This is a genomic window from Pseudomonas sp. SDO5591_S426 (assembly GCF_054070755.1).
Genome location: NZ_JBSVXD010000072.1, coordinates 1 through 20,215, shown reverse-complemented (window position 1 = coordinate 20,215; position 20,215 = coordinate 1). Strand labels below are relative to the sequence as shown.

18 protein-coding genes are annotated in these 20,215 nt (G+C 59.3%); 14 read left to right on the top strand and 4 right to left on the bottom strand.

Going from position 1 to position 20,215, the window contains the following annotated elements; genetic code table 11:
* The first annotated feature begins 13 nt into the window (after positions 1 to 13).
* The 5 genes from ffh (at position 14) to rplS (ending at position 3,585) form a co-directional block, all read left to right on the top strand.
* On the top strand, positions 14 to 1,390 hold the full coding sequence (gene ffh / locus ACW9JC_RS15920; RefSeq protein ID WP_338582825.1) for a signal recognition particle protein: 1,377 nt from the start codon (positions 14 to 16) through the stop codon (positions 1,388 to 1,390).
* 250 nt (positions 1,391 to 1,640) lie between these two features.
* Entirely contained in the window at positions 1,641 to 1,892 is a 252-nt protein-coding gene (gene rpsP / locus ACW9JC_RS15915; RefSeq protein ID WP_003198088.1) for a 30S ribosomal protein S16, read from the top strand.
* Positions 1,893 to 1,897: 5 nt separating this feature from the next.
* Positions 1,898 to 2,434: a ribosome maturation factor RimM gene (rimM, locus tag ACW9JC_RS15910; RefSeq protein WP_034149001.1), complete on the top strand. Its 537-nt coding sequence runs from the start codon at positions 1,898 to 1,900 to the stop codon at positions 2,432 to 2,434.
* A 2-nt stretch (positions 2,435 to 2,436) separates the two neighbouring features.
* Positions 2,437 to 3,189 carry a tRNA (guanosine(37)-N1)-methyltransferase TrmD gene (gene trmD, locus ACW9JC_RS15905; RefSeq protein ID WP_046820359.1) on the top strand — a complete coding sequence of 251 codons (753 nt, stop codon included), beginning with the start codon at positions 2,437 to 2,439 and terminating at the stop codon, positions 3,187 to 3,189.
* A gap of 45 nt (positions 3,190 to 3,234) precedes the next feature.
* Positions 3,235 to 3,585: a 50S ribosomal protein L19 gene (rplS, locus tag ACW9JC_RS15900; RefSeq protein ID WP_003175895.1), complete on the top strand. Its 351-nt coding sequence runs from the start codon at positions 3,235 to 3,237 to the stop codon at positions 3,583 to 3,585.
* Positions 3,586 to 3,738: 153 nt separating this feature from the next.
* Here the strand turns inward: rplS and ACW9JC_RS15895 are convergent, their stop codons facing one another.
* The gene (locus ACW9JC_RS15895) at positions 3,739 to 5,541 is read right to left on the bottom strand and encodes a cation:proton antiporter (protein WP_457455941.1); all 1,803 of its coding nucleotides are present in this window, start codon (positions 5,539 to 5,541) and stop codon (positions 3,739 to 3,741) included.
* A gap of 108 nt (positions 5,542 to 5,649) precedes the next feature.
* Here ACW9JC_RS15895 and xerD point away from each other — a divergent pair, with 108 nt between their 5' ends.
* From xerD to ACW9JC_RS15865, 6 genes are all read left to right on the top strand, one after another.
* Positions 5,650 to 6,546, top strand: a complete 897-nt coding sequence (xerD, locus tag ACW9JC_RS15890) for a site-specific tyrosine recombinase XerD (RefSeq protein WP_457455939.1) — start codon at positions 5,650 to 5,652, stop codon at positions 6,544 to 6,546.
* A gap of 142 nt (positions 6,547 to 6,688) precedes the next feature.
* Positions 6,689 to 7,420 (top strand): bifunctional protein-disulfide isomerase/oxidoreductase DsbC, encoded by a 732-nt coding sequence (dsbC, locus tag ACW9JC_RS15885; protein WP_419708688.1) that lies wholly within the window; start codon positions 6,689 to 6,691, stop codon positions 7,418 to 7,420.
* Between the two features lie 133 nt (positions 7,421 to 7,553).
* Positions 7,554 to 8,858, top strand: coding sequence for a homoserine dehydrogenase (locus tag ACW9JC_RS15880; RefSeq protein WP_338582821.1), 1,305 nt, complete (start codon positions 7,554 to 7,556; stop codon positions 8,856 to 8,858).
* A gap of 66 nt (positions 8,859 to 8,924) precedes the next feature.
* Positions 8,925 to 10,334, top strand: a complete 1,410-nt coding sequence (thrC, locus tag ACW9JC_RS15875) for a threonine synthase (protein ID WP_075945553.1) — start codon at positions 8,925 to 8,927, stop codon at positions 10,332 to 10,334.
* Positions 10,335 to 10,453: 119 nt separating this feature from the next.
* Positions 10,454 to 11,809 carry a transporter substrate-binding domain-containing protein gene (locus tag ACW9JC_RS15870; RefSeq protein ID WP_457455936.1) on the top strand — a complete coding sequence of 452 codons (1,356 nt, stop codon included), beginning with the start codon at positions 10,454 to 10,456 and terminating at the stop codon, positions 11,807 to 11,809.
* Positions 11,810 to 11,971: 162 nt separating this feature from the next.
* Positions 11,972 to 12,259 carry a DUF3509 domain-containing protein gene (locus ACW9JC_RS15865; protein WP_338582818.1) on the top strand — a complete coding sequence of 96 codons (288 nt, stop codon included), beginning with the start codon at positions 11,972 to 11,974 and terminating at the stop codon, positions 12,257 to 12,259.
* A gap of 169 nt (positions 12,260 to 12,428) precedes the next feature.
* Here the strand turns inward: ACW9JC_RS15865 and ACW9JC_RS15860 are convergent, their stop codons facing one another.
* Both ACW9JC_RS15860 and ACW9JC_RS15855 read right to left on the bottom strand, forming a co-directional pair.
* Complete coding sequence (locus ACW9JC_RS15860; RefSeq protein WP_457455934.1) at positions 12,429 to 13,397, bottom strand: TIGR02285 family protein; 969 nt, start codon at positions 13,395 to 13,397, stop codon at positions 12,429 to 12,431.
* A complete protein-coding gene (locus ACW9JC_RS15855; protein ID WP_457455932.1) occupies positions 13,351 to 14,550 on the bottom strand; it encodes a CaiB/BaiF CoA transferase family protein in 1,200 nt (399 codons plus the stop codon). Before ACW9JC_RS15855 ends, ACW9JC_RS15860 begins: the two co-directional genes overlap by 47 nt.
* 147 nt (positions 14,551 to 14,697) lie before the next feature.
* On the opposite strand from ACW9JC_RS15855, the gene ACW9JC_RS15850 reads away from it, so the two are divergent.
* From ACW9JC_RS15850 to ACW9JC_RS15840, 3 genes are all read left to right on the top strand, one after another.
* On the top strand, positions 14,698 to 15,240 hold the full coding sequence (locus tag ACW9JC_RS15850) for a YaeQ family protein (protein ID WP_053155117.1): 543 nt from the start codon (positions 14,698 to 14,700) through the stop codon (positions 15,238 to 15,240).
* Between the two features lie 57 nt (positions 15,241 to 15,297).
* Complete coding sequence (gene recJ, locus ACW9JC_RS15845) at positions 15,298 to 17,007, top strand: single-stranded-DNA-specific exonuclease RecJ (RefSeq protein ID WP_448109196.1); 1,710 nt, start codon at positions 15,298 to 15,300, stop codon at positions 17,005 to 17,007.
* Between the two features lie 278 nt (positions 17,008 to 17,285).
* Positions 17,286 to 18,392 (top strand): NADH:flavin oxidoreductase/NADH oxidase, encoded by a 1,107-nt coding sequence (locus tag ACW9JC_RS15840; RefSeq protein WP_457455930.1) that lies wholly within the window; start codon positions 17,286 to 17,288, stop codon positions 18,390 to 18,392.
* Between the two features lie 66 nt (positions 18,393 to 18,458).
* Here the strand turns inward: ACW9JC_RS15840 and glpD are convergent, their stop codons facing one another.
* Complete coding sequence (glpD, locus tag ACW9JC_RS15835) at positions 18,459 to 19,997, bottom strand: glycerol-3-phosphate dehydrogenase (RefSeq protein ID WP_457455928.1); 1,539 nt, start codon at positions 19,995 to 19,997, stop codon at positions 18,459 to 18,461.
* Positions 19,998 to 20,215: the final 218 nt, after the last annotated feature.

The window sequence follows — 20,215 nt, the reverse complement described above, 5'->3', positions numbered from 1 at the left end:
AAAGGATCGCGCAATGTTTGAAAACTTAACCGACCGTCTCTCGCAGACGCTGCGCCATGTCACCGGCAAGGCGAAGCTGACCGAGGACAACATCAAAGACACCCTGCGCGAAGTGCGCATGGCGTTGCTCGAAGCCGACGTCGCCCTGCCGGTGGTCAAGGACTTCGTCAATTCGGTCAAGGAACGTGCCGTCGGCACCGAAGTGTCGCGCAGCCTGACACCGGGCCAGGCCTTCGTGAAGATCGTCCAGGCCGAACTCGAAAGCCTGATGGGCGCGGCCAACGAAGATTTGAACCTGAGCGCCGTGCCGCCAGCGGTCATTCTGATGGCCGGTTTGCAAGGTGCGGGTAAAACCACCACCGCCGGCAAGCTCGCGCGCTTCCTTAAAGAGCGCAAGAAGAAGTCGGTCATGGTCGTGTCCGCGGACGTTTACCGTCCGGCGGCGATCAAGCAGCTGGAAATGCTGGCTGGTGAAGTTGGCGTTACCTTCTTCCCATCCGACCTGAGCCAGAAGCCGGTCGAGATCGCGCAAGCGGCTATTAAGGAAGCAAAACTCAAATTCATCGACGTGGTCATCGTCGATACCGCCGGCCGCCTGCACATCGATGAAGAGATGATGGGCGAGATCAAGGCGCTGCATGCCGCGATCAATCCGGTCGAAACCCTGTTCGTGGTCGACGCCATGACCGGCCAGGACGCCGCCAACACGGCCAAGGCCTTTGGCGATGCGCTGCCACTGACCGGTGTGATCCTGACCAAGGTCGACGGCGACGCCCGTGGCGGTGCCGCGCTGTCGGTGCGTGCCATCACCGGCAAGCCGATCAAGTTCATCGGTATGGGCGAGAAGAGCGAAGCGCTCGACCCGTTCCACCCTGAGCGTATTGCTTCGCGCATCCTCGGCATGGGCGACGTGCTCAGCCTGATCGAGCAGGCGGAAGCGACCCTTGACAAGGACAAGGCCGACAAACTGGCCAAGAAGCTGAAGAAGGGCAAAGGCTTCGACCTCGAAGACTTCCGCGATCAGCTGCAACAGATGAAGAACATGGGCGGCCTCGGCGGCCTCATGGACAAGCTGCCGAACATGGGCGGCGTGAACCTGGCGCAAATGGGCAATGCCCAGACTGCGGCAGAGAAGCAGTTCAAGCAGATGGAAGCCATCATCAACTCCATGACCCCGGCCGAGCGCCGCGACCCTGAGCTGATCAGCGGTTCGCGCAAACGCCGCATCGCCATGGGTTCCGGCACGCAGGTGCAGGACATCGGTCGCTTGATCAAGCAGCACAAGCAGATGCAGAAGATGATGAAGAAGTTCTCCGCGAAAGGCGGAATGGCCAAGATGATGCGCGGCATGGGTGGCATGCTACCCGGCGGCGGCATGCCGAAAATGTAAAGAATCCGCGCCGGCCATCAGGTCGGCGCTGCCCCGCACGGACGTGGGATACACAGCAAACCCGCACTTGGCGGGAGCTGACCGGCCGTTTTCAACGACGGCTCTATAGCAAATCTGCATGGCGACCGATAGGCCGCCGGAAAAAGTCATTTGCAAAAGTCCGGATATTCCTTAGAATATGCGGCCTTTCGGGCACCTATGCCCGCTGTGCCTTTAGATTTGCAGCACCGACTACAGGAACGATGTTCACATGCTAACAATCCGTCTTGCCCTTGGCGGCTCCAAAAAGCGCCCGTTTTACCACTTGACCGTAACCGACAGCCGCAACCCGCGCGACGGTTCGCACAAGGAACAGGTTGGTTTCTTCAACCCTGTTGCTCGTGGTCAAGAAGTCCGTCTGTCCGTGAACCAAGAGCGCGTAGCCTACTGGCTGAGCGTTGGTGCACAACCTTCTGAGCGCGTTGCTCAGTTGTTGAAGGAATCTGCTAAGGCTGCGGCCTGAGCAATATGAACGCGACGCCAGCTGTTGCTGATGATTTGATCGTTATCGGCAAGATTTACTCGGTTCACGGCGTTCGCGGCGAAGTGAAGGTGTACTCCTTTACTGATCCGATTAAGAACCTGCTGGATTACAAAACCTGGACGCTCAAGCGTGACGGCAATGTAAAGCAGGTAGAGCTGGTCAGCGGACGCGGGAACGACAAGTTCCTGGTCGCAAAGCTCAAGGGTCTCGATGATCGTGAAGAAGCTCGTCTTCTGGCCGGTTATGAGATCTGCGTGCCGCGCAACCTGTTCCCTGAACTGACCGACGGCGAGTACTACTGGTACCAGCTGGAAGGTCTCAAGGTCATCGACACCCTCGGACAACTGTTCGGGAAGATCGATCACCTGCTGGAGACCGGCTCGAATGATGTAATGGTGGTCAAGCCTTGCGCTGGCAGCCTGGATGATCGCGAACGCCTGTTGCCGTATACCGAGCAATGCGTGTTGGCCATCGACCTGGCAGCAGGCGAGATGAAGGTGGATTGGGACGCGGACTTCTAAGCGTGGCTAACTTGCGCGTAGAAGTGATCAGTTTGTTTCCCGAGATGTTCTCCGCCATCAGCGAGTACGGCATCACCAGTCGGGCGGTGAAACAGGGGCTCTTGCAGCTCACCTGTTGGAACCCGCGAGACTACACGACGGATCGACATCACACTGTGGATGATCGCCCATTTGGCGGTGGTCCGGGCATGGTGATGAAGATCAAACCCCTGGAAGATGCTCTGGTTCAGGCCAAGGCAGTAGCGGGGGAGGGAGCGAAGGTGATTTACCTGTCCCCCCAAGGCCGTCAACTGACTCAGTCGGCGGTACGCGAGTTGGCGAATCTGGATGCATTGATCCTGATTGCCGGCCGCTATGAAGGCATTGACGAGCGTTTTATTGATGCTCATGTCGATGAAGAGTGGTCGATTGGCGACTATGTACTGTCTGGCGGCGAGCTGCCGGCGATGGTCCTGATCGATGCGGTTACACGACTGCTGCCTGGAGCTTTAGGGCATGCGGACTCCGCCGAGGAAGATTCCTTTACGGATGGTTTGCTGGATTGCCCGCACTACACCCGACCGGAGGTGTATGCGGATCAGCGTGTTCCCGACGTATTGCTAAGTGGCAATCACGCGCACATCCGGCGTTGGCGTTTACAGCAGTCCCTTGGTCGGACCTATGAACGACGCGCCGATCTTCTGGAAAGCCGCTCGCTTTCTGGAGAAGAGAAGAAGCTGCTCGAGGAATACATCCGCGAGCGGGACGATAGTTAACAACGTATCGATGGTAAATCCGACGATTTACCTTAGGAGCACAGCATGACTAACAAAATCATCCTTGCACTCGAAGCAGAGCAGATGACCAAAGAGATCCCTACCTTTGCACCGGGCGACACCATTGTCGTTCAGGTAAAAGTAAAGGAAGGCGACCGTTCGCGTCTGCAAGCGTTCGAAGGTGTTGTTATCGCCAAGCGTAACCGCGGCGTAAACAGTGCATTCACCGTTCGTAAAATCTCCAACGGTGTTGGCGTAGAGCGTACTTTCCAGACCTACTCCCCGCAGATCGACAGCATGGCTGTTAAACGTCGCGGTGACGTACGTAAAGCCAAGCTGTACTACCTGCGCGACCTGTCGGGTAAAGCAGCTCGCATCAAGGAAAAACTGGCTTAAGTCCAGCTTCCGATGCAGAAAAAAGCAGCCTACGGGCTGCTTTTTTGTTGCCTGCGATTTAGTAATGCTGAAAAAGATTGCAGCCTTCGGCAGCTCCTACAGGATGAATGCAGAGTCCGTGTAGGAGCTGCCGAAGGCTGCGATCTTTTGGGATCACTCCGTCTCGGGTTGAATCAACGCCAGCAACGTCCATCCCGCCGCAGGCTTGAGCGAGCTGTCCGGCGTCACCACATGCACCCAGCCACTGTCATCGCGCAGGAACAGCAAGGTCGCGCGATCGCCATGCAGCGTCCGGTAATCCTCCCAGCCGAAACCATCCGTCAACGTCGTGCTGTACAGCTCGGCACCCTGGCTGAGCTGACTGGCGAATTTGCCGTAGGTCAGCGCCACACTGCCCAGTTGATTGCCACGATGCTCCAGGCTGGTCCGATGTTTGTCGGTGCGACGGCTTTCCTGGCCGCTGGCCAGGCCGAACATTCGCTGATGGCCAAAGTCGTGTCGGAAACGCATCAGCGCCAGTGTGTTCATTTCGCCTGACGGTGACAGCGCCAATAAATGCCCGAGTCCCACCAGATCCAGATGCGCATCGGCATGTTGAGAGGCCGGGTTGCCGAAATAAGTCGGTAGGCCTTCCATACGTGCCGCTCGAATGTTCTCCCAGCTCGAGTCGGTCAGCAGTACGCGGCTGCCTAGCTGTTGCAGCGCCTTGCCCAGCGTGCGAGCCGGCCCATTGGCGCCGATGATGAGGAAGCCGCTCGGCGCCGGCTCAGCCACTTTCAGTAAGCGCGCCAATGGCCGCGCCGTCGCACTTTGCAGTACCACGGTGCCGATGATGACGGCGAAGGTCAGCGGCACCAGCAGCAGCGCGCCTTCGTGACCGGCCTCATGCAAGCGAATCGCAAAGATCGCCGACACCGCTGCCGCGACGATACCGCGAGGCGCGATCCATCCCAGCAGCGCCCGTTCGCGCCAGCTCAGGCTTGAGCCCGCGGTAGAAATCAGCACATTCAAAGGACGGGCAATCAGTTGAATGACCAGCAGCAGAATCAGCACCAAAGGCCCGAGACCGATCATGGCGTCCAGGTCCAGTCGAGCTGCCAGCAGAATGAACAACCCGGAAATCAGCAGGACACTTAGGTTTTCCTTGAAGTGCAGGATGTGCCGCACATCCACGCCTTTCATGTTGGCCAGCCACATGCCCATCAGCGTCACGGCCAGCAAGCCGGATTCGTGCATCACCTCGTTGGCGATGATGAATATCCCCAGCACAGCCGCGAGCGCTGCCAGGTTGTGCAGGTATTCCGGCAGCCACTGGCGGCGAATCAGAGTGCCGAGCAACCAGCCACCAAAAATACCGAACAGGCTGCCGCACAGAATCACGCCACCAAAGGTCAGCAAACTTTCCTTGAGCCCGTGGCCCTCGGCACTGGCGATGATGAAGCTGTAGACGACCACCGCCAGCAACGCGCCGATCGGATCGATGACGATGCCTTCCCAGCGCAGAATGTTGGCAATCGAGGCCTTCGGGCGCACGACGCGCAGCATCGGCACGATCACGGTCGGCCCGGTGACCAGCGTCAGGCTGCCGAAGAGGATGGCCAGCATCCAGTCGAAACCCAGCAGCCAGTGAGTGGCGAGAGCGATGACTACCCAGGTCGAGAGCGCACCAATGGTGACCAGTCGGTGAACGACGCTGCCAATCTCGCGCCACACTGACAAGTGCAGTGTCAGGCTACCTTCGAACAGAATCAGCGCCACCGCCAGCGACACCAGCGGCATCAGCAATGGGCCGAACATTTCCTGCGGATCAAGCAGATGCAATACCGGGCCGACCAAGACCCCGGTCAGCAAAAGAAACAGAATCGCCGGTAGCTTCAGGCGCCACGCCAGCCATTGGCACCCCAGTGCCGCCGCGCCAATTCCGCCAAATGCCAACAAAATCTGCTGTTCGCTCATTGCTGCTCCCTGTTCCTTGAATTTGCAGGCTATGAAAGACTAGCGGTCGTATCTACCGTTCACGTTGATTTTTTTGCGGCAGTCCCAAGGCTGCGCGTTTGAGTGCCCATGCCTGCCATCGATCATCCCTTGATAGACCAATTCCTCGACGCCCTCTGGCTGGAGAAAGGACTTTCCGACAACACCCGTGATGCCTATCGCAGTGACCTGGCCCTGTTCAACGGCTGGTTGCAGGAGAAAGGACTGGAACTGGTGGACGCGGGGCGGGAGTTGATTCTTGATCACCTGGCCTGGCGCCTGGAACAAAACTACAAACCCCGTTCCACTGCGCGATTTCTCTCCGGTGTGCGAGGCTTTTATCGCTATTTGCTGCGGGAAAAGCTGATCGCCGTCGATCCGACCCTTCGCGTCGACATGCCGCAGCTCGGTAGGCCGTTGCCTAAATCGTTGTCGGAAGCTGACGTGGAAGCACTGCTCAAGGCGCCGGACCTGAGCGAGGCGATCGGCCAGCGTGATCGCGCCATGCTTGAAGTGCTTTACGCCTGTGGCCTGCGGGTAACCGAGTTGATCAGCCTGACGCTGGAACAGGTCAATTTGCGTCAGGGTGTGCTGCGAGTGATGGGCAAAGGCAGCAAGGAGCGGCTGGTGCCGATGGGTGAGGAGGCGATTGTCTGGGTCGAGCGCTACATGCGCGATGCCCGCAGTGAACTCCTCGGCGGACGCCCAAGCGATGTGATGTTCCCCAGCCTGCGCGGCGAGCAGATGACCCGGCAGACGTTCTGGCATCGCATCAAGCATCAGGCCAAGGTCGCGGGGATCGGCAAGTCGCTGTCGCCGCACACGTTACGTCATGCGTTCGCTACGCACTTGCTCAACCACGGTGCGGATTTGCGGGTGGTGCAGATGCTGTTGGGCCACAGTGACCTGTCCACAACTCAGATCTATACCCATGTCGCCCGGGCGCGATTGCAGGACTTGCATGCCAAACACCACCCGCGCGGTTGACCGATAATGTCTTGCGTCAGCCGCATTCGGCCACGCCGGCCTTATGTGATAGGCTTTGCCGGTTTGCACGATGGGCGGTTATGACCCGGTGTTTTGGTACCGGCGTTCTGGTTGTCCCATTTGTCCGCCTTCAGGAGTTCTCATGCGTCTGACCCAGATTTTCGCCGCCGCAGCCATTGCGTTGGTCAGCACCTTTGCCGTCGCCGATGACGCGGCCGACAAAGCCATTCGTAAAAGCCTGGAAAACCTCCAGCTCGAAGTGCCGGTAGAGACCATCACCGCCAGTCCGCTGCCGGGCCTGTACGAAGTCAAACTCAAGGGCAGCCGCGTTCTCTACGCCAGCGCCGACGGCCAATATGTCGTTCAGGGCTACATGTTCCAGCTCAAGGACGGCAAACCGGTCAACCTGACCGAGAAGACTGAACGCCTGGGCATCTCCAAACTGGTCAACGAGATTCCGGTTGCCGAAACCGTGGTGTACCCGGCCATTGGCGAAACCAAGTCGCACATCACCGTGTTCACCGACACCACTTGCCCGTACTGCCACAAATTGCACGCCGAGATCCCGGAGCTGAACAAGCGCGGCATCGAAGTGCGTTATGTAGCGTTCCCGCGCCAGGGCCTGGGCTCGCCGGGTGACGAACAACTGCAAGCGGTGTGGTGCTCGAAAGACAAGAAAGCGGCCATGGATAAAATGGTCGACGGCAAGGAAATCAAGGCCGCCAAGTGCGATAACCCGGTTTCCAAGCAGTTCGCCCTCGGTCAGTCGATCGGCGTGAACGGCACACCGGCCATCGTTTTGGCCGACGGTCAGGTCATTCCGGGCTACCAGCCTGCGCCACAAGTCGCCAAACTGGCGCTGGGCGCGAAGTAAATTCGCATCGTCACGGTCAGCCATTGACGAGCATGGTCCGGCAGCGACATCGCCGGGCCATTAATAGAGAGCCGCGAGCATGCGGCTGTTTTCACGGCCGGCCTTGAGTCGGCCGTTTTATGGGGAGTTCACAGTGAAACCGGTCAAAGTAGGCATCTGTGGGTTAGGGACCGTCGGTGGCGGTACCTTCAACGTACTTCAGCGCAACGCCGAGGAAATTGCTCGTCGTGCCGGGCGTGGGATCGAAGTGGCTCAAATTGCCATGCGCACGCCAAAGCCTCAGTTCCAAACGACCGGTATTGCGATTACCAACGATGTCTTCGAAGTGGCCACGAACCCTGAGATCGACATCGTCATAGAGCTGATGGGCGGCTATACCGTTGCCCGCGAGCTGGTACTCAAGGCCATCGAGAATGGCAAGCATGTGGTCACCGCGAACAAGGCGCTTATCGCTGTTCACGGTAATGAAATTTTCGCCAAGGCTCGCGAGAAGGGCGTGATCGTTGCGTTCGAAGCGGCGGTAGCCGGTGGCATTCCGGTGATCAAGGCGATCCGCGAAGGCCTGTCCGCCAACCGTATCAACTGGGTCGCCGGCATCATCAACGGCACCGGCAACTTCATCCTGACGGAAATGCGCGAGAAGGGTCGCACCTTCGAAGACGTATTGGCCGAAGCCCAGGCTCTGGGTTACGCCGAAGCCGATCCAACCTTCGACGTTGAAGGCATCGACGCAGCCCACAAGCTGACGATCCTGGCTTCGATTGCATTCGGCATCCCGCTGCAATTCGACAAGGCTTACACCGAAGGCATCACCAAGCTGACCACCGCTGACGTGAACTACGCCGAAGCGCTGGGCTATCGCATCAAGCACCTGGGCGTGGCGCGCAGCACCGCTGCCGGTATCGAACTGCGCGTGCACCCGACGCTGATCCCGGCTGATCGCCTGATCGCCAACGTCAACGGCGTGATGAACGCGGTGATGGTCAACGGCGATGCTGCCGGTTCGACGCTGTTCTACGGCGCGGGCGCCGGCATGGAGCCGACCGCTTCGTCAGTGATCGCCGATCTGGTGGACGTGGTTCGCGCCATGACCTCCGACCCGGAAAACCGCGTGCCGCACCTGGCCTTCCAGCCGGATTCGCTGTCGGCGCACCCGATCCTGCCGATCGAAGCCTGCGAAAGCGCTTACTACCTGCGCATCCAGGCCAAGGACCATCCGGGCGTGCTGGCTCAGGTGGCGAGCATCCTCTCGGAGCGCGGGATCAACATCGAGTCGATCATGCAGAAAGAAGCCGAGGAGCACGACGGCCTGGTGCCGATGATCCTGCTGACCCACCGCGTACTGGAGCAGCGCATCAACGATGCCATCGCCGCCCTGGAAGCCTTGGCGGGCGTGGTCGGTCCGGTCGTACGGATCCGTGTCGAGCACCTGAACTAAGCCGTTATCGTTCACCGGGCCAGCGTGCTGGCCCGGCATTACGAACACTGTCCATTGGAGTCAGTCATGCGTTACATCAGTACCCGCGGCCAGGCACCGGCCCTGAATTTCGAAGACGTCCTGTTGGCCGGTCTTGCTACCGACGGCGGTCTGTACGTCCCGGAAAACCTGCCACGTTTCACCCAGGAAGAAATCGCTTCCTGGGCCGGCCTGCCGTATCACGAGCTGGCTTTCCGCGTCATGCGCCCGTTCGTTACCGGCAGCATTCCAGACGCCGATTTCAAAAAGATTCTTGAAGAAACCTACGGCGTGTTCGCCCACAGCGCCGTTGCGCCGCTGCGTCAGCTGAACGGCAACGAATGGGTGCTGGAGCTGTTCCACGGCCCGACCCTGGCGTTCAAGGACTTCGCTCTGCAACTGCTCGGTCGCTTGCTCGACTACGTGCTGGAAAAGCGCGGCGAGCGCGTGGTGATCGTCGGCGCCACCTCCGGTGACACCGGTTCGGCTGCCATCGAAGGCTGCAAGCATTGCGAAAACGTCGACATCTTCATCCTGCACCCGCATAACCGCGTATCGGAAGTGCAGCGCCGGCAGATGACCACCATTTTCGGTGAGAACATCCACAACATCGCCATCGAAGGCAACTTCGATGACTGCCAGGAAATGGTCAAGGCGAGCTTCGCCGACCAGGGCTTCCTCAAGGGCACTCGTCTGGTAGCCGTGAACTCGATCAACTGGGCGCGGATCATGGCCCAGATCGTTTACTACTTCCACGCAGCCCTGCAACTGGGTGGCCCGGCGCGTTCGGTGTCGTTCTCGGTGCCGACTGGCAACTTCGGCGACATCTTCGCCGGTTACCTGGCGCGCAACATGGGCCTGCCGATCAACCAGTTGATCGTCGCCACCAACCGCAACGACATCCTGCACCGCTTCATGAGCGGCAACCAGTACGTCAAGGAAACCCTGCACGCCACGTTGTCGCCGTCGATGGACATCATGGTCTCGTCGAACTTCGAACGCCTGCTGTTCGACCTGCACGGTCGCAACGGCGCAGCGATTGCCGGGTTGATGGACAGCTTCAAGCAAGGCGGCGGTTTCAGCGTCGAGCAAGAGCGCTGGACCGAAGCCCGCAAACTGTTCGACTCGCTGGCCGTGGATGACGCACAAACCTGCGAAACCATCGCCGAAGTCTACGAGCAGACCGGCGAAGTGCTGGACCCGCACACCGCCATCGGCGTCAAGGCCGCGCGCGAATGCCGTCGCAGCCTGGATATCCCAATGGTGATCCTCGGTACGGCGCATCCGGTCAAATTCCCGGACGCCGTGGAGAAAGCCGGTGTAGGAAAAGCACTAGAACTCCCTGTACATCTTTCTGATTTGTTTGAGCGAGACGAGCGTTGCACCGTGTTGCCGAACGACCTGAAAGCCGTGCAGGCCTTTGTCAGTCAGCATGGCAACCGCGGTAAGCCTTTGTAACCGGCAAAACCTGTCACACATTGAAGCCCGTCACCTGACGGGCTTTGTTGTTTTTGCATGCCACACTGGCCGGGAAATCGCCTATTGAGGACGGGCGGACCGAGCGCAAGGATGTGGTAATGCCGTATTTTGCAGTATTGATGCCAGCCTTGAGCTGGATGTTTTTGGTTGCGCTCCTGGGGCTGAGCCTGGGGGCGATGGCGGCGCAATTGGTAGCGTATGAAACTGACATGACGGCTACCGGGCCGCTGATCGAGCTTGATGCGCAGGAACGCCAGTGGTTGGCGGAGCATTCGCCAGTCGTCGTCGCGTCGACACAATATCCCTTGTATCTGTTCAAGGACGAGCGCGGTCATTGGAGTGGTTTCCATAACGATGTGCTGGAGCGCATCAGCGCCATGACAGGCTTGCAGTTTGTCTACGACGAGACATTTTCCACCGAGCAGTTGCTCGGTCGTCTGGAAAGCGGCGCTGCCGATATGAGCACGATGCTGTCCATGAACGACGAACGCAGGGCATTTCTCGATTTCAGTCATGCCTTCGGCGGCGCTGGCTGGGTGTTTGTCGGGCATGCAGAGGCCCCTGCTGTGCAGTCGCTGGAGCAATTGGCGAAAAAGGTACTGGTGCTACCGACGCGGCATGCGCTGGAGGCCGTGATTCGTCGCGACCACCCGTCCATCGAATTGCGTTCGGTAAAGACTCACGCTGAAGCCCGGGCATTGGTCGAGAGCGGCGAAGCGTACGCGACCATCGACAATGAAATCGGAGCGCGACTCTATCCGTCAGGGCGGCTCAGGGTGAGTGAAGCGATGGAGGGCAAATGGGATGCTGATTATCTGGCAGTACACAAAGATCAGCCGCAGCTGTTGAGCATCCTCAGCAAAGCACTGGAGGCTTTTCCGCCTGCCGAACTGCGAGCCATTCGCCAGAAATGGTTTCATGAGATTGCGCCCGCAACGACACCCTCAATCTGGGCGGGGATAAGCAGGCAGGTTTGCTGGAGTGTGTTGATCGCCAGTCTGTTCGCGCTGATATCGCTGATCTGGAATCGTCGACTGGCTACTGTAATAGAGCAGCTTCAGGGCGCAGAGAACGGTCTTCGCGATCAGTTGGCGTTCCAGCACACGTTGATGGACGCAATGCCTGACCCAGTGTTTGTTCGAGACCGGCAAGGACGTTTGCTCATATGCAACAAAAGCTATGAGGAGAGCCTGTCGGCCCGTTTTGATCAGATGCAGGGACGACTGTTGATCGAACTTGAAGTCTTGCCTAAAGAAACCGCCGAGCTTTTGCACGCCGAGTTCATGGCTCAGATGAACACGCGCAAATCACGGTTCAACGAGCGGCAATTGCTGTTCAAGCATGGCCTCAGGGACATCTATCAATGGACCGTGCCGTTTTATAGTGCCGATGGTCAATTGCGAGGGTTGTTAGGGGGATGGGTCGATATCGGTCAGCGAACCCGACAGACGTGACGCGCCTGTTTTTTCTCTGTCATCTTTGGCATGCATGCTCTTTCGACCAGAGACGCAGGTTTACCTGCGCTCGGTATCCAGAACTTTCTTCTCGGGCCGGCGGTCATTTACTGTAGACACGCCCCAGGCACTTTGTTTTCGGACTATTGAGTGGTGATCGAGATGGAAAGTATCAGTCTCTTGCTCGGTGAGGCTCTGAGCCCGTACCAGGTGACATTGACCCCGTCGGGCCTTCATGGCGAATGCCGGGTGACATTGACGAACGCGACCGGTGCAGTGGTGGTCGACCGGGAGTTCAGTCAGGCGCAGTTGATCGACAAGCGTTCGTTGACCGATGTGGTCGATGGTTTGCATCGCGATGTGCTGATTGCTGAAGGACGCCTGGAGCCTTGTGTGATCGCGGCGTTGCGCAACGCCGCTCAGGACCGGCTGCTGGCCAGCCGAAACTGAATTGAGTTTTGTGGGAACCTTCCTGCGCCCAAGTCAGTCAGACCCTTTACCAGCAAGATCAAGCATTGTGCTCCGGTGCTTGTAGCTTGTTGCTACGGGTCTTTATGTAGACCACGTTTAACCCCGAGTCGTCTCCCCACTTCTCGGGGTTTCTTTTGCCCGGGATTTTTCACTGCCCGGCCTGTTGTTCGAAAAAAGCTTTGGAAGCTTCCAGGTATTCGCTGCGACTTTCCGGGTCGAGCCAGGCCGCGTAGGCCTCGCTCAGGTGATCGCGGGGCAGGGCGCGCAGCAGTTGGTTGATCTCGATGATCGCCTGTCGGCCTTGCGGCGTGTTGGTGCAGCCGATGTATCCGGACAGGTATTTGCCTGTGCCGCGGATCGGGAAGAACTGCAATTCATTCTCGGCGATCCCTTGCTGCTGCGCCTGGTAGCGGATTTCCGGGCGATAGCCCAACAGCAGTTGCAGGCGTCCCAGTCGTTGCATTTGCAGCAGACTGCCCAAGGCGTCATTGCCGTAATGGAGTGTCAGCGCCTTGGGTGGCGCCTGTTTAAGCATGGTGTCGAGGTACTCACCATAGTTGCGTTCGGCAATGATCCCCAAGTTCACACTGCCGGTAGCGAGCAGGGCGGCCAGATCCACTTCGCCGTCCTTTATGAAGGGCGCCAGCACTTCGCGATCAACACGCCGTACGGCCAGGCCGTTGCTCATGGCGCGGAACACCGGCGTTGAAAACGCGATCCAGGTTTCCCGCTCCTTGCTCCAGTTCAGCGCCGCATCGCAGGTAAGGGATGGCTCATGGAGCATCTGCAATCCACGCGCGCGATTGACCCTCATCACGCTGTGCTGGTACTGAGGCATGCCGGCCATGAGCTTCGGCAGCAATTGATCGATAACACCCAGGCCCTTTTTCGGGCCTTCGAAAATGAACAGCGGTGGCAGGTCGCGCTTGAGCCAGATCAGCGTGTCCTTGGGTTGCGCCAGTGCCACAGGCGCCAGCGCGGCGATCAGCAGCATACCCGCCAAAGCACACAGCGCCCGCCCGTTCCGCCACAGGCAGTGCTTGATGAATTGCGCAAACAGACGCTTCAGCTCAAATGGCTCCGTCTTTGCGCAGTTGTGTGATCTGCGACGCGTCATAGCCAAGTTCCTGGAGTACCTGCGCATTGTGCTCGCCCAGTTGCGGCCCGACCCATTCACAATCACCGGGTGTATCAGAGAGTTTCGGCACGATTCCCGGCATCTTGAAGTCTTTGCCGTCCGGCAGCTTGGCCTGCAGGAACATTTCCCGGGCGAGGTACTGCGGATCGCTGAACATGTCTTCGGCGCTGAAGATCCGGCTGGCTGGCACGTCGGCCTGATTCAGCCGCTCAAGGACTGTGTCCAGCGGCAGTGAGTTGACCCAGCGATCGATGACCCCGTAGAGCTCGTCACGGCGGCTGTCACGACCGTCGTTGCTGGCCAGCATTGGATCGTTGGCCAGGTCTTCGCGGCCAATGATCAGCATGAATCGTTTGAAGATCGCATCGCCGTTGGCACCGATCTGTATGTGTTTGCCATCGGCGCTGGTATGGATCGATGACGGCGTTATACCGGGCATGATGTTGCCGGTGCGTTCGCGGATGAAGCCGAACACATCGAACTCCGGGACCATGCTTTCCATCATGGCGAAGATCGCTTCATAGAGCGCCACGTCCACCACTTGCCCCTGGCCGCCATTGACCTCGCGGTGACGCAAAGCCATAAGCGCGCCGATCACGCCCCAGAGCGCGGCAATCGAGTCGCCAATGGAAATCCCGGTGCGTACCGGTGGGCGATCCTCGAAACCGGTGATGTAGCGCAAGCCGCCCATCGACTCGCCGACCGCACCAAAGCCCGGCTGATCTTTCATCGGTCCGGTTTGGCCGAAGCCCGAGAGGCGCACCATCACCAGTTTTGGGTTTAGTGCGTGCAAGATGTCCCAGCCCAGGCCGAGTTTTTCCAATACGCCCGGGCGGAAGTTCTCGATCAGGATGTCCGCTTCGCTCAGCAGCTTTTTCAGGATCGCCAGGCCGTCGGGATGCTTGAGGTTCAGGGTCAGCGACTTTTTATTACGCGCCTGCACGAACCACCACAGCGAAGTGCCTTCATACAACTTGCGCCATTTGCGCAGCGGATCGCCACCGTCCGGGGATTCGACCTTGACCACATCGGCACCGAATTCAGCGCAAATGCGCGAGGCAAAAGGGCCGGCAATCAAAGTGCCCAATTCGATGACTTTGAGGCCTGAAAGCGGTTTGGCGGTGGACGACATACGGGATCCTGTAGGACAAGGGTTGAGCGAATACAGAGTTTTAACATAGCCGACTGTCAGGCGCCCGGGCGAGATTGCCTTCAATTCGATGAATACCTGCCGCATCGGTTAGACTTGCCGCCTTTCCTCGTATCAAGAAGCCCGTTCATGGCCCAGCCGTCCACGACCTACAAGTTTGAACTGAACCTCACCGACCTCGACCGCAGCGTCTACGAGAGCGTCAAACAGACCATCGCCCGTCATCCTTCGGAAACCGAAGAGCGCATGACCGTGCGCCTGTTGGCCTACGCCCTCTGGTACAACGAGCAGCTGTCTTTTGGCCGTGGTCTGTCAGAAGTGGATGAACCGGCCCTGTGGGAAAAAAGCCTGGATGACCGTGTCCTGCACTGGATCGAAGTCGGCCAACCGGATGCCGATCGCCTGACCTGGTGTTCGCGTCGCACTGAACGCACCAGTCTGCTGGCGTATGGCAGCCTGCGCGTCTGGGAAGGCAAAGTGATCCCGGCGATCAAGAACCTGAAAAACGTCCACATCGCTGCGGTGCCTCAGGAAGTCCTGGAGACCCTGGCCAAAGACATGCCGCGCGTCATCAAGTGGGACGTGATGATCAGCGAAGGAACGATTTTCGTCACCGATGACCGTGGTCAGCACGAAGTCCAACTGCAATGGTTGTCGGGCGAGCGCGGCTGAGTCCGCGCACGTCATTCGGTTTTATCCTACGTACTTAAGAGAAGCACCTGTCACCCCATGCGCATCGAACCTCGCCTGCTGCCCGACACCTTGCCATTCCTCGGTGATATTCCGCCGCTGTTGACCCGCCTGTACGCGGCGCGGGGCGTACAGTCCGAAGCCGAACTGGACAAGAGTCTGGCGCGGCTGATTCCGTTCCAGAAGCTCAAGGGTATCGAGGCGGCCGTGGATTTGCTGGTGACCGCGCTGGAGCAGCGTCAGCGGATTCTGATCGTCGGTGACTTTGACGCCGACGGCGCAACCGCGAGTACGGTCGGCACGTTGGGGTTGCGCTTGCTGGGTGCGGCGCATGTCGATTATCTGGTGCCCAATCGTTTCGACTATGGCTACGGCCTGACGCCGGAAATCGTCGCGGTGGCGCTGGAGCGTCAGCCTCAACTGCTGATCACCGTGGACAACGGCATTTCCAGTGTCGAAGGCGTGGCGGCGGCGAAAAAGGCCGGGCTCAACGTGCTGGTCACCGATCACCACTTGCCCGGTGATGAGCTGCCGCTGGCCGACGCCATCGTCAATCCGAACCAGCCCGGCTGCGAGTTCCCGAGCAAGGCGCTGGCCGGTGTCGGGGTGATTTTCTATGTGCTGATGGCTTTGCGCGCGCGGTTGCGCGAACTCGGCTGGTATGCGAGCAAGCCGCAGCCGAACATCGGCGAACTGCTGGATCTGGTGGCGCTGGGCAGTGTTGCTGACGTGGTGCCGCTGGATGCCAACAACCGGATTCTGGTGCATCAAGGCCTGGAGCGGATTCGTGCCGGCCGTGCCCGACCGGGGATCAAGGCGATCCTGGAAGTGGCCAAGCGAGATCATGCGCGCATCACCTCCACCGATCTTGGCTTTATCGTCGGTCCGCGCCTGAACGCGGCGGGGCGCCTGGATGACATGAGCCTGGGCATCGAATGCCTGCTCACTGAAGACGCCGGTCTGGCCGGCGAAATGGCCGCTCAGCTGGACGGCATGAACCAGGACCGCAAATCCATCGAGCAAGGCATGCAGCGTGAAGCGCTGGCGCAGCTCAAGGATTTGCCGGTGGAATCGATGCCGTTCGGCTTGTGCCTGTTCGATCCCGAGTGGCACCAGGGTGTCATCGGTATCCTCGCGTCGCGGATGAAAGAGCGCTATTTCCGCCCGACCATTGCCTTCGCCGATGCCGGCGACGGCCTGCTCAAAGGCTCGGGCCGTTCGGTCCAGGGCTTTCACATCCGCGACGCCCTGAGCGTGGTGGCGGCGCAGCATCCGAACCTGATCACCAAGTACGGCGGCCATGCGATGGCGGCAGGGCTGACATTGCCGGAAGCGAATTTCCCGTTGTTCGCCGAAGCCTTTGACGCGGAAGTGCGTCGGCAATTGCGCGAAGAGGACCTGACTGGGCGCCTACTGTCTGACGGCACCTTGGCGGTCGAGGAGTTTCACCTGGAACTGGCCCGTGCACTGCGCCACGCCGGCCCTTGGGGGCAGCATTTCCCGGAGCCGCTGTTTCACGGGGTGTTTCAACTGGTCGAACAGCGCGTGGTCGGCGAACGCCACCTGAAAGTGGTGCTCAGAAGTGAGTGCGGCTCGGTCAAGCTTGATGGCATTGCCTTTGGCATCGACCGTGACGTCTGGCCGAATCCGACCATCAAGTGGGTGGAGCTGGCCTATAAGCTCGACGTGAACGAGTTTCGTGGGAACGAGACCGTTCAGCTGATGATTGCCCACATCGAACCGCGTTAAGCCAATACTTGTAGGAGCGAGCTTGCTCCGGGCGGCGCTCCGACGATGGTCGTGAACGATAACGCGCTAAATCTGATTCCCATCAGCGCCTCTGGTTTTTTCGCGAGCAAGCTCGCTCCTACAGCGATGTCGACTAGGCTCTAAACACTGCTTGATTATCCTTGTGACGTCTTGTCGAATTCTTTGCCCGCGGGGGCGGGTGCTGTACCTTTTTCCTGTCACTCGTCGACTTTTCAAACAGAACCCTGGAGCCTGACCACTGATTCGAGAGGTGCCCCATGAGTCTGCTGCTTGAACCCTATAACCTTCGCCAACTGACCCTGCTCAATCGCATCGCGGTATCACCGATGTGCCAGTATTCCAGCATCGATGGCCTGGCCAATGACTGGCATCTGGTCCACCTCGGCAGTCGTGCCATCGGCGGGGCGGGGCTGGTGTTCACCGAAGCCACGGCGATCACCGCCGACGGGCGCATCACCGCGCAAGACCTTGGCCTGTGGAACGATGAACAGATCGAACCCTTGCAACGCATCACCCGCTTCATTGCCGCCCAGGGCGGTGTGGCCGGCATCCAACTGGCCCATGCGGGGCGCAAGGCCAGCACCTATCGGCCGTGGCTCGGCAAGCATGGCAGCGTAAAAGCCGAAGACGGCGGCTGGTTGCCGGTCGGCCCGTCACCGATTGCGTTTGACCCACAGCACACACAACCCAAACAGCTCGACGATGCTGAAATCGCCGATGTGATTCAGGCTTTTGTCGATGCAGCCAAACGTGCGCTGGAAGCCGGTTTCAAAGTGGTGGAAGTGCACGCGGCCCATGGCTATCTGCTGCACCAGTTTCTTTCACCGCTGAGTAATCAACGGCGTGACCAGTACGGCGGTTCATTTGAGAACCGCATTCGTTTGGTATTGCAGGTCACCGAAGCGGTGCGCGCGGTGTGGCCGGAAGAGCTGCCGTTGTTTGTTCGGGTCTCGGCCACGGACTGGGTAGAAGACGGCTGGAACCCTGATGAAACCGTTGAACTGGCGCGTCGCCTCAAAACCCTGGGCGTGGACCTGATCGATGTGTCGTCTGGCGGCACGGCGGTCAACGCGGAAATTCCTACCGGCCCCGGCTATCAGACGCGCTTCGCCGAAAAGGTCCGCAAGGAAGCGGAAATCGCTACCGGCACCGTAGGCATGATTACCGACCCGGCGCAGGCCGAGCACATTCTGCGCACCTGTCAGGCAGACATCATCTTCCTGGCCCGCGAGCTGTTGCGCGATCCGTACTGGCCGCTGCATGCGGATGATGATCTCGGGGGGCGCAAAGCCATCTGGCCGGCGCAGTATCAACGGGCGACCCATCGTGATCAGCCGATTCATGAGTCGGATTTGCGGGAATAAACCGGCCGTTACAAAAAAGCCCCTGAATCGTGAGATTCAGGGGCTTTCGTTTGTCCGGAGCGCCGATCAGGCCGCTTCGATCTTGCTGCGGTTCTGCTCGACCTTGTTCAGGTAATCCTTGAGCTTTTCCTGTTCCGCCGGCGTGGTGAACAAGCCGAGCTTGCTGCGGCGCCACAGGATGTCATGCGCGTTAGTCGCCCATTCTTCGCTGCACAGGTAGTCGACTTCACGGGTATAGAGACCGCCGCCAATGTGCTCGCCCAGGTCGCTCAGGTTTTGAACGCCTTCGAGCATGCGCCAGGTCCGGCTGCCGTAGGTGGTGGACCAGCGACGGGAAATCTCGGTCGGAATCCAGTCGAACTTGTCGCGGATTTTTGAGCTCAACGCCTGCGGGGTGGTCATGTCTTCGCCACCCGGCAGCGGCGCATTGGCGGTCCAGCTCGGCTTGATGTGCGTGAAGTATGGTGCCAGTTGGGCCAGCGCCGATTCGGCCAGTTTGCGGTAGGTGGTGAGCTTGCCGCCGAACACCGACAGCAACGGCGCTTCTTCACCGCTGCCCGACAGCGCGAGGGTGTAGTCGCGGGTGACGGCTGACGGGTTGTCGGATTCGTCGTTGCACAGCGGGCGCACGCCGGAATAGCTGTGCAGGATGTCGTCGCGGCTGAGCTGCTTTTTGAAGTGGGCGTTGACCACGTTCATCAGGTAATCCGTTTCACCATCGGTGATCGCCACGGCAGCCGGGTCGCCGGTGTATTCGCGGTCGGTGGTGCCGATCAGGGTGAAGTGGTTCAGGTACGGAATGGTGAACACGATGCGCTGATCTTCGTTTTGCAGAATGTGCGCGTGTTCACCTTCGTACAGCTTCGGCACGATCAGGTGGCTGCCCTGAATCAGGCGGATGCCGTACGGCGACTCCATTTTCAAGTCGTCACGAATGAACTTGGCGACCCACGGGCCGGCGGCATTTACCAACGCTTTGGCGCGGATCGAGAACAGGCTGCCATCGGCGCGCTCAAGGTGCAGGTGCCACAGGCCTTTGGTGCGACGGGCGCTGACGCAACGGGTCTGAGTGTGGACGTGGGCGCCTTTTTCCCGGGCGGCCATGGCATTCAGCACAACGAGACGCGCATCGTCGACCCAGCAGTCGGAGTATTCGAAGCCTTTGGTGATTTCGCTTTTCAGCGCGCTATCCGGGCCGAACTTCAGGCTTTTCGAACCCTGGAGCTGTTCGCGTTTGCCGAGGTTGTCATACAGGAACAGGCCGGCGCGGATCATCCAGGCCGGGCGCAGGTGCGGACGGTGCGGCAGCACGAAGCGCATTTGCTTGACGATGTGCGGGGCTTTGGTCAGCAGCACTTCACGTTCGGCCAGGGCTTCGCGCACGAGGCGGAATTCGTAATGTTCGAGGTAGCGCAGGCCGCCGTGGATCAGCTTGCTGCTGGCCGAAGAGGTGTGGCTGGCCAAGTCATCCTTTTCGCAAAGGAACACCGAGAGACCGCGGCCTGCGGCATCCGCTGCGATCCCCACGCCATTGATCCCGCCACCGATGACGGCGATATCGTAGACCTCGGCAAGAGGGGGCGTAGGCAAGGTAGAAGTGGGCATCGGCTAAGGTCTCGGAACTTTTTATCAGTTCTGTTGGTTTCTGTATTTGAATTCGAACATGAATGTTCATTTGCGAAAATACTAGCCCATAAAGACGCGCACAGCCAGTCAGCTTCGATTGAAAATACTCATCGAAGGGCTGATAAAGGAAAAATTACGAACATTTAGTGAAGTAGGTGGGGGTAGTCGTGGCTGTGTAGGAGCACGGCTTGCCGGCG

What these genes read in the sequence shown, in the direction of transcription:
- ffh (WP_338582825.1), top strand. Translation starts at nt 14, where the DNA reads ATGTTTGAAAACTTAACCGACCGTCTCTCGCAGACGCTGCGCCATGTC.
- rpsP (WP_003198088.1), top strand. Translation starts at nt 1,641, where the DNA reads ATGCTAACAATCCGTCTTGCCCTTGGCGGCTCCAAAAAGCGCCCGTTT.
- rimM (WP_034149001.1), top strand. Translation starts at nt 1,898, where the DNA reads ATGAACGCGACGCCAGCTGTTGCTGATGATTTGATCGTTATCGGCAAG.
- rplS (WP_003175895.1), top strand. Translation starts at nt 3,235, where the DNA reads ATGACTAACAAAATCATCCTTGCACTCGAAGCAGAGCAGATGACCAAA.
- ACW9JC_RS15895 (WP_457455941.1), bottom strand. Translation starts at nt 5,541, where the DNA reads ATGAGCGAACAGCAGATTTTGTTGGCATTTGGCGGAATTGGCGCGGCG.
- xerD (WP_457455939.1), top strand. Translation starts at nt 5,650, where the DNA reads ATGCCTGCCATCGATCATCCCTTGATAGACCAATTCCTCGACGCCCTC.
- dsbC (WP_419708688.1), top strand. Translation starts at nt 6,689, where the DNA reads ATGCGTCTGACCCAGATTTTCGCCGCCGCAGCCATTGCGTTGGTCAGC.
- thrC (WP_075945553.1), top strand. Translation starts at nt 8,925, where the DNA reads ATGCGTTACATCAGTACCCGCGGCCAGGCACCGGCCCTGAATTTCGAA.
- ACW9JC_RS15870 (WP_457455936.1), top strand. Translation starts at nt 10,454, where the DNA reads ATGCCGTATTTTGCAGTATTGATGCCAGCCTTGAGCTGGATGTTTTTG.
- ACW9JC_RS15865 (WP_338582818.1), top strand. Translation starts at nt 11,972, where the DNA reads ATGGAAAGTATCAGTCTCTTGCTCGGTGAGGCTCTGAGCCCGTACCAG.
- ACW9JC_RS15860 (WP_457455934.1), bottom strand. Translation starts at nt 13,397, where the DNA reads ATGACGCGTCGCAGATCACACAACTGCGCAAAGACGGAGCCATTTGAG.
- ACW9JC_RS15855 (WP_457455932.1), bottom strand. Translation starts at nt 14,550, where the DNA reads ATGTCGTCCACCGCCAAACCGCTTTCAGGCCTCAAAGTCATCGAATTG.
- ACW9JC_RS15850 (WP_053155117.1), top strand. Translation starts at nt 14,698, where the DNA reads ATGGCCCAGCCGTCCACGACCTACAAGTTTGAACTGAACCTCACCGAC.
- recJ (WP_448109196.1), top strand. Translation starts at nt 15,298, where the DNA reads ATGCGCATCGAACCTCGCCTGCTGCCCGACACCTTGCCATTCCTCGGT.
- ACW9JC_RS15840 (WP_457455930.1), top strand. Translation starts at nt 17,286, where the DNA reads ATGAGTCTGCTGCTTGAACCCTATAACCTTCGCCAACTGACCCTGCTC.
- glpD (WP_457455928.1), bottom strand. Translation starts at nt 19,997, where the DNA reads ATGCCCACTTCTACCTTGCCTACGCCCCCTCTTGCCGAGGTCTACGAT.